The 7,958-nt window shown below is 65.5% G+C and carries 7 protein-coding genes and 1 pseudogene; 1 reads left to right on the plus strand and 7 read right to left on the minus strand.

Annotated features, from left to right (window positions below):
* The 7 genes and pseudogenes from D3872_RS08105 to D3872_RS08135 all read right to left on the minus strand — a co-directional run.
* Window positions 1-437, minus strand: a pseudogene (locus D3872_RS08105) (efflux transporter periplasmic adaptor subunit); the annotation flags it as partial.
* A 17-nt stretch (window positions 438-454) separates the two neighbouring features.
* Window positions 455-1,708, minus strand: a complete 1,254-nt coding sequence (locus D3872_RS08110; protein WP_119810300.1) for a TolC family protein — start codon at window positions 1,706-1,708, stop codon at window positions 455-457.
* A 96-nt stretch (window positions 1,709-1,804) separates the two neighbouring features.
* Complete coding sequence (locus D3872_RS08115) at window positions 1,805-2,146, minus strand: hypothetical protein (protein ID WP_147373836.1); 342 nt, start codon at window positions 2,144-2,146, stop codon at window positions 1,805-1,807.
* Between the two features lie 72 nt (window positions 2,147-2,218).
* Window positions 2,219-2,596: a hypothetical protein gene (locus tag D3872_RS08120; RefSeq protein ID WP_119810302.1), complete on the minus strand. Its 378-nt coding sequence runs from the start codon at window positions 2,594-2,596 to the stop codon at window positions 2,219-2,221.
* Window positions 2,597-2,609: 13 nt separating this feature from the next.
* The gene (locus tag D3872_RS08125; protein ID WP_182915727.1) at window positions 2,610-3,353 is read right to left on the minus strand and encodes a DUF4198 domain-containing protein; all 744 of its coding nucleotides are present in this window, start codon (window positions 3,351-3,353) and stop codon (window positions 2,610-2,612) included.
* 27 nt (window positions 3,354-3,380) lie between these two features.
* Window positions 3,381-5,555 (minus strand): TonB-dependent siderophore receptor, encoded by a 2,175-nt coding sequence (locus tag D3872_RS08130; protein WP_119810303.1) that lies wholly within the window; start codon window positions 5,553-5,555, stop codon window positions 3,381-3,383.
* 253 nt (window positions 5,556-5,808) lie between these two features.
* Entirely contained in the window at window positions 5,809-7,290 is a 1,482-nt protein-coding gene (locus D3872_RS08135) for an aldehyde dehydrogenase family protein (protein WP_119810304.1), read from the minus strand.
* Between the two features lie 394 nt (window positions 7,291-7,684).
* On the opposite strand from D3872_RS08135, the gene D3872_RS08140 reads away from it, so the two are divergent.
* The coding region (locus D3872_RS08140) for an HAD family hydrolase (RefSeq protein ID WP_502567357.1) at window positions 7,685-7,958 on the plus strand (274 nt) is incomplete at its 3' end.

The raw sequence follows: 7,958 nt of genomic DNA on the forward strand, positions 1-7,958 counted from the left end.
ACCACGGCGTCGCCCTTCAGGTAGGCCCCCTCCTTCCGGAAGGTGAAGCGCTGCGGCGCGCGCCCCAGGCGTTCTACGGTAACGTCGACGCGCGACGCAGCGGGGTCGAGCGGCTTGGCGTCCTGGTAGGTGTAGACCCGGAACTCCGGCTCCGCATCCTGTTCATAGATCGTCAGCTCGACCCCGTAGCCCCCCTGTTCAAACAGCTTGCCGCCATGCGGCCCCCGCTTGTAGGCAGCGGCTGGCTTCTCGTCATGCTCGTCGGGCTCGCCGTGGCCGGGGCCCTCGTGCGATTCCTCCTCCGCATGCTCGCCATGGCCCGCCTCTTCGCCGCCCGGCGTTGCGCGGCCCTGGGTGAGGATCAGCGCTGCCAGCAGCGCGGTCACGATCAGCACCATCGCGATGGCGATGGACTGTTTCTTGTCTGGTTTTTGCATTCGGTACTCCTGGTACTTTAGGATGTTGGTGCGGATGGCATCTTGTAAGCGGATCGGCCCAGCAGGCGCTCGATGTCGGCGCCGGCGCGATGCAATTCCGCGAGGGACCGCACATATTGCGTCCGGGCCTGGAACAGGGTGCGCTGCGCGTCGAGGACGTCGAGGAAGCTGAACTTGCCAAGCTCAAAGCCCTTGACCGCGACGTCGTGTGCGCTTTGCGCGGCGGGCAGGATCTCGCCACGGATGATGTTCAGTTCAGTCTCCGCCGAGGCGAGCCGCAGCGAAGCCTGGGCGACATCGAGCGCCAGCCGGTTCTCGAGCGCCGCCAGTTCGTCGCGGGCCTTGTCGGTACGGCGCAAGGCGCTGGCCATGTTGCCCTGGTTCCGGTCGAACAAGGGAATCGGCAGGGACACGCCGACCACGGCCTGACGCTGCCCGAATTGTTCGTCCCGCTTCGAGCCCAGGCTGAGGGTCAGGTCGGGCACCCGGCGGCGGCGCTCCAGGTCGGCGCGCGCCTGCTGGCGATCCACCTCAAGGCGCGCCAGGACCAGCTGTGGCGCCTGCGCCAGCATGCCGGCAAGTTCCCCGGCTGATGGGCGGGCGGGCGCCGTCGATGCCGACGCTTCCACCGCGCCGAACGACGGAGCCCCACTGCCCCAGGTAGCAGCCAGCTGGCGCCGCGCGGCTTCCAGCTCGCTGCCGGCCTGGTTCAGTTCGATCTTGCTGTTTGCTTCGGCAACGCGGGCGCGGGTTTCCTCGACCGGAGAAATCCGTCCGGCGGCGACCCGGCGCGCCGCCGCGCCGGTGGCACGCTGGGCCAGCTCCCTCGATGCCTCGGCCAGCTTCATCCGCTCCTGGGCGGCAAGGACGTCGAAGAAGGCTGTCATGACCTCGGCCCGCACCTTGCCGCGCGCAGCAGCCAGTTCCGCCGACGCGGCCGCGCCGTCGAGCTCCGCCACGGCGACGCGCGCACCGCGCTTGCCACCGAGTTCGATGACCTGGTTGACCATCACGGTCGTGGTGCGGCCCTCCCTTTCAAAGCCTTCCCTCAGGAAGGACATTTCGGGGTTGGGGATTGCAGCGGCCTGGTCGCGCTGGCCGGCGGCGATATGGACTTCGTGGGTCGCGGCCGTCAGTACGGGGTTGTGTTGAAGCGCCAGGCCGAGCGCGGCGTCCAGCGTGAGCGGCGCAGGCGCGGCAGCCGGCTCCGCGGCGAGTGCCGGATGAGCCAATAGCAAAGCCAGCGCAAGGGGCGCAAAAATGTAAGGCATCGAATTCTCCAAAGATTGACGAGGAAAATCCGGCGGCGCCTGCGCGTCTACGTAACGAAGAAAGAAATCGAAGGTAACGGGAGGACGGTCGCCGAACTAGGCGGCGGCGCGCCACTGGGGGCGTTCGGGCGACCCGAGATAGGGCGCGGGCTGCTCGCGCAGCGGGGAAGCGTGTGCGTAGTTCGACGGAGAGGGGTGGGCCACTTCGAGGGTCCATGCAAACGCGGCCATGGGACCGTGGGTGCAGGTGGCGCAATCCGGATGCGACGCTGCTTTCTTGGACGGCGACGGCTGGTCGTCATCCGCCGAAGCGGTGGTGCATTTGTGCGTGTGCTGGTGGTGCCCGAAATGTTCGCTGGCCTGCCCTGACTCATGCATGCAATAGGCGCTCACCATACCCCAGCTGAGCTGGAGCGTGAATGCGAGTGCTATCAACATGAGGCAGCGTTTGAACATCGTTTGATTATAGCGTGAATCATGCGCGGGGCAAGGACTGCCCCGCGCTACAACTTATTGCGGCGTGAAGGTCGCGGCGACCTTCGTCTTCTTGTCGGCCATGACGAGCACCGTCACCACCTTCGCGCCCTTCGGCACCACCGCACCCGCCGCTTCCAGCTTGTTGCCGCCGGCCGGTTTCAGCGTGTATTCGGACTTCTTCGCACCGTCGACGACGGTGACCTTGCCCGACATCGGCGCGCTGTCCATCGCCTCGCCGTCGTCTTCCACGTACAGTTCGACCGCGCCGGATTTCGCCACCAGCTCGAGCCAGGTTTCGCCGACCGCCTGCACCACGCCGCCGTGGTTCGGGGTCGGGGTGCCGTGGGCGTGGGCAGCGCCCATGCCGAGCGTGGCGGAACACATCACCAATACAGCTATTACCTTCTTCATGCGGATCTCCTTGTTATTCCGGCGCGTGCGCCAGCACGAACGACAGCGACGCCAGGTGTTCGATCTTGTTGTACTTGCTTGGCTCTTCGGTGCCCGAATCGAACACCGCGACGATCACGTTCAGCCCCTGGTTGCGCACTTTCAGCGTCACGGTGCCGTCGGCGCCGCTCAGGACCGGCGTACCGTCCGGATCGTTGATGAAGTCATGCAGCACCTTGGCGCCGGCAACCGGCTGGCCCTTGTACAGGACGCGCAGCTTGATCGGCTGGCCGATCAAGGCCGGCAAGGCGGCATCGACCGGAACCACCTGCAGGGTCTGGCCCGGCAAGGCGCCCAGCGGCTGCGCAAGCGGTGCGCGCAGGTGCACCCCGTACTTGATGGTCCGTTCACTGATCACCGCGGTCGGCACTTCGTCCTTTCCCTTCTTGTGCCACTTGCCGTCCGGCGTCTTGCTCCAGGTGCCGTTGTCGAGCACCGCAGCCACCACCGCCGGCTGGTTCTCGGTATTCACCAGCAGCAGGCGGCCATCGGCCTGCAGCGAAGTCGGCACCTGCTTGCCGGCAGCGTCGTATCCGGCGATGCTGGTCACCATCGACTGGCGCTTGACGATATCGAGATCATCGGCGCCGACGCCGTACAGCAGTCCAAGCTGGGTGGCACGCTGCGCAAACCAGATGCCATGGGCGTGGGCCGCGGTTGCCGACAGCAGGCTGCCCGCCACGGCTGCCAGCACCGCCAGTTTCATTGCTTTCTTCATACTTTCCTCCTCCAGGGTATGCACTGCTTAGAATTTGTACTGCGCGTTGAAGACGACGGTGCGTGCTGTACCGGGCGCGATCCACACCTGGCTGTACGAACTTGCGTAGTACTCCTTGTCGAACAGGTTGTCGACGTTCAGCGACAGGCGCAGCTTTTTGGTCGGCGAGTACGACGAGATCAGGCGCGCGGTCGTGTAGCCAGGCAGGCGGAAGCTGGTGGTAGCCGCAACGTCGCCAAGCCGTTCGCCGACGTAGATGAAGCCGCCGCCGAGCGAGGCGCTGGCGTCACCGATCTTGAACATCCTGGTGACCACGGCGCTGCCGCTGTGTTTCGGCACGTTTGGGAACTGGGCGCCGGTCTTGATGGTGTTGTCGCCTTTCGTCACCGTGGCATCGGTGTAGGCATAGGCCGCCGACATCCGCACGTTTTTCCAGATTTCGCCCGATACGTCCAGTTCGACGCCCTTGCTGCCTACTTCGCCCGCCGAGATCGAGAAGTCGGTATTCACCGGATTGGTCGTCAGCACGTTCTCTTTCGAGATCTTGTAGACCGCCAGCGTGCCGATGATCTTGCCGTCGGCGGTTTCGAGCTTGCCGCCGACTTCGTAGGACTTGCTTTCCTCGGCCGGGAAGGCCTTGTTGTCGATGCTGATGCCGCTGTTCGGGCGGAAGCCCTTGGCCGCGGTCACGTACAGCGAAATCTCCTTGGTCGGCTGGTAGACCACGCCGACGCGGGGGCTGGTGGCCGACAGCGACTGGGAATTCGACACGGCGAAGCGGCGGTTGGTGACGGTCTGGTCGTAGCTGTCGTAGCGCACGCCCACCATCGCCTTCCACTGCTCGGACAGGTCGATCTGGTCCTGGGCATAGAAGCCGTGCGAGGTCTGTTCCTCGACCGTGTTGATCGACACCGCCAGCGGGTCGGCGACGCCGCCGTACACCGGGTTGTAGATGTTAATCGAGTACGGGTTGGTGGCCGAAGGATTGCGGCGCAGCTGCAGGCGGGTGTCGTCGAACTTGTAGCCGTCCACGCCGAACAGCACGCTGTGCGCCATCGACGCGATGCTGAACTTGCCCAGCACTTCCAGGCGGCCGGACATGTCGGTGGCCGAGAAATCGCGGTGGCGGCGCTGGCGGCGCAGGGTCTGGCCGTCCGCCAGCAGGTTGTTCGCTTCGGTCGAGAAGCCCTCCATCGAGCTGTCGCGGTAGGACACGCCGGTCTGCACTTTCCAGTCGTCGTTCAACTGGTGTTCGATGAACAGCTGCTGCCCGAGCGATTCGATGGTGATCGGACCGTCGCCCGGCTCGCCCAGGAAGCGCGAATTCGGGACCAGGCCCAGTACGCCGTTCACCGCCACCACGCCGCGGTCGAACGGAGTTTCCTGCTTCGATGCCTCGACTTCGTAGGAAATCGTGGTCGAGTCGCCCAGCAGCCAGACGAACGACGGCGAGATGAACGAACGCTTGTAGTGCAGCGTGTCGCGGAAGCTGTCGCCCTGCTCGTGGGCGGCATTCAGGCGGTAGGCGATGGTGTCGGTCACCGGGCCGGTCAGGTCGACCGCGCCGCGCCGCATGTTGTGGCTGCCGACGGAGCCTTCGATCGAATACTCCGGCTTGAAGCGCGGCTTCTTGGTGGTGATGTTGACGGTGCCGCCAGGCTCGCCGCGGCCATACAGGGCCGATGCCGGTCCTTTCAGCACTTCGACGCTCTGGGTGCTGGCCGAATCGCGCAGGCCGTTATAGCCGCGGCTGGAGCTGAAGCCGTTGACCATGTAGTCGGAGCCGAAGTTAGGGTCGCCGGTGAAGCCGCGCATCGCATAGCTGTCCCACAGGCCGCCCAGGTTGCTCTGGCGCGAGATGCCGCTCGACAGGTCGAGGGCGCCGGCCAGGTCGATCACGCCGACGTCCTTCAACAGGTCGCTGGTCAGCACGCGCACGCTTTGCGGCAGGTCCTTGAGCAAGGTGTCGGTCTTGGTGGCGCCGGTGGCCGACAGTGCGCGGTAGTTCTGGCGCGCCGCCTTGATCTCGACGACGTCCTTCTTCGGCACTGGCGCGTCGCCGGCGGCAGCCGCCGCCTCGCCGGCCACGGCGGTGGCGGCTACCGCGGTTGCGGCGCCCCCCTCGGGCTCCGCAGAATAGGCGGCCAGGGGGTAGGTAGCTGCGAGGAACAGCGCCAGGGTGCAGTGGCGAGACGGATGCATGGAAAACTCCTATAGGTCTTTTGTAAGTCGATCAGAAGTGCTGCAGAACCTGGCGACGATGCGAAACTTGCTGCGTTTCATCGTCGTCTCTGGTATTGATTACAACATAGGCACTTGGCGTATTTATCCTGTAATACTCCTGTCACAAAACACAAACGGTGGTTTTCAGGCATCCAAACCGCATAGCTTGCTCCCCCCGTCCACTGCGCACGGCGCCGGTGCGGGCCGCACCGCCGCCGTGCGCGAATGCCCCTTATTGGTCGCGCGCGAAGTCCACCAGCACGCTCTTGAAACGCAAGTTCGCTTCGTAGGCCTGGCGGCCCAGGTCCTTGCCCATGCCCGAGCGCTTGAAGCCTCCGGTCGGGATCACGAAGTCGGCGGTGCGGCCGTAGCGGTTGATCCAGACCGTGCCCGCCTCGATGCGGCGCATGCAGCGCAGCGCGCGCCCGATATCAGCGGTGTGCACGCCGGCCGCAAGGCCGTAGGAAGGATGGTCGGCCAGCGACAGCGCCTCGTCCTCGCTGTCGAAGGCCTGCACCGTCAGAACCGGCCCGAATATCTCGTCGCGCACCGCTTCCATCTCGCTGTGCACGCCGGACAGGATGGTCGGCTGGTAGAAGCCGCCCTCTCCTTCCACCTGTGCCAGGCCGCCGCCCGCCACCAGCTTCGCGCCCGCCTCCACGGCGCGTTGTACCACGCCGTCGATGCGGTGGGCGTCGGCCGGGCGGATGATCGGTCCCAGTGTGTTGCCGGCCTGCCAAGTCGGCCCGGCCTTGAGCGCGGCGAAGGCGCTGGCGATGCCGTCCATCAGGCGTTCGGCGACCGGGCGCTCGACGATCAGGCGCGAGCCGGCCACGCAGACCTGCCCGGCGTTGCCGGCGATGGCCGCGGCGATCTTGCGCGCGGTCTTGTCGAGGTCGGGGGCGTCGGCGAACACCAGCTGCGGGCTCTTGCCGCCCAGTTCCAGCGTCACCGGTTTGGTGCCCGACTGCGCGCAGGCGGCCATGATGGCAGCGCCGGTGCGGGTCGAACCGGTAAACGTCACCTTGGACACGCGCGGATGGCGCACCAGCGCGTCGCCGGTCACCTGGCCGTCGCCCTGTACGACATTGAAGATGCCGGGCGGCATGCCGGCCTCGATCGCCAGTTCGGCCAGCCGCAGCACCGAGTACGGGGTCAGCTCGGAAGGCTTGAGCACCACCGCGTTGCCGGCGGCGAGGGCCGGCGCGATCTTCCATGAGGCCATCACGAGCGGGAAGTTCCACGGCGCGATGGCGGCGATCACGCCATACGGTTCGGCTACCGTCATGCCCAGGGTGTCGATGCCGGTGGCGGCCACCTCGCCGCCCACCTTGTCGGCGAATTCGGCGAAAAAGCGGATACCTTCGGCGGTGAACGGTACGTCCCAGGCGGCAGCGTCGCGGATCGGGCGGGTCGAGCCGACCGCTTCCAGCGGCGCCAGGTGGGCCACGTCCGTTTCGATCAGCTCCGCCCAGCGGCGCAGCACGCGGGCGCGGTCGCGCGGCGCCTGGCGCGCCCAGTTGCTGTTCCTGAACGCAGCCCAGGAATCCTGCACCGCACGGTCGACCATCTCCGCATCTGCCACCGGCAGACCGCCGTAGGTGCGGTTGTCGGACGGGCGCCGCACATCCATCTGGTGTTGGTCTTCAACAAGGCGGCCGCCAATAAAATGCGCGCCGCGGGCGTTCACTGCATCCGGGTTCAAACCGTCCATCGATTGCTCCTTTATTGTATAAATCGGATGTATCGATACTACGTCCGGCAGCGCAGCATAAAATGTGGTCATAGGTGGCCATAATGGCGCAAGCTGGTGTACTTTGGGACTGGGCGACAGATAGTGCTTACTCGCGCATAGAGGGGAAACCAGGGGCGGCGCGGGGGTACGGGGCGCCCGCAGGAGGCGCAGCAAGGTGTGCTGAATGACAACGCAAAAACCGTCGTTTCTGTCTCGGCCGCACAGCAAAACAGGATAATTCGGCGTACCGGGCGTGTTGTAATGACTCTCAGAAAACGAGCTCCGGAACGCCATCGCGGCGGGAGCCACGATTCACACTTTTTCCGCGCCCCGCATGCTGCCGGGTTCACCGACGACCAGAGGAACAAACACAATGAGCACCCTGAGGCCCAAGTACATCACCTTCGACTGCTACGGCACCCTGACCCGCTTCCGCATGGCGGACATGGCGCGCGAAATGTTCGCCGACCGCGTGCCCGCCGACCGCATGGCCGAGTTCATCCTGCACTTCGCCGCCTACCGCCTGGACGAAGTCCTGGATCCATGGAAGCCGTACAAGGAAGTTGTCATGAATGCAGTGGAGCGCACCTGCAAGAAGTGGGGCATCCCTTATATCGAAGCCGAAGGCCAGGCATTCTACGACGCAG

It is taken from the genome of Massilia cavernae (assembly GCF_003590855.1).
GTDB lineage: Bacteria > Pseudomonadota > Gammaproteobacteria > Burkholderiales > Burkholderiaceae_D > Telluria_A > Telluria_A cavernae.

What these genes read in the sequence shown, in the direction of transcription:
- D3872_RS08130 (WP_119810303.1), bottom strand. Translation starts at nt 5,555, where the DNA reads ATGCATCCGTCTCGCCACTGCACCCTGGCGCTGTTCCTCGCAGCTACC.
- D3872_RS08120 (WP_119810302.1), bottom strand. Translation starts at nt 2,596, where the DNA reads ATGAAGAAGGTAATAGCTGTATTGGTGATGTGTTCCGCCACGCTCGGC.
- D3872_RS08135 (WP_119810304.1), bottom strand. Translation starts at nt 7,290, where the DNA reads ATGGACGGTTTGAACCCGGATGCAGTGAACGCCCGCGGCGCGCATTTT.
- D3872_RS08125 (WP_182915727.1), bottom strand. Translation starts at nt 3,353, where the DNA reads ATGAAGAAAGCAATGAAACTGGCGGTGCTGGCAGCCGTGGCGGGCAGC.
- D3872_RS08115 (WP_147373836.1), bottom strand. Translation starts at nt 2,146, where the DNA reads ATGTTGATAGCACTCGCATTCACGCTCCAGCTCAGCTGGGGTATGGTG.
- D3872_RS08110 (WP_119810300.1), bottom strand. Translation starts at nt 1,708, where the DNA reads ATGCCTTACATTTTTGCGCCCCTTGCGCTGGCTTTGCTATTGGCTCAT.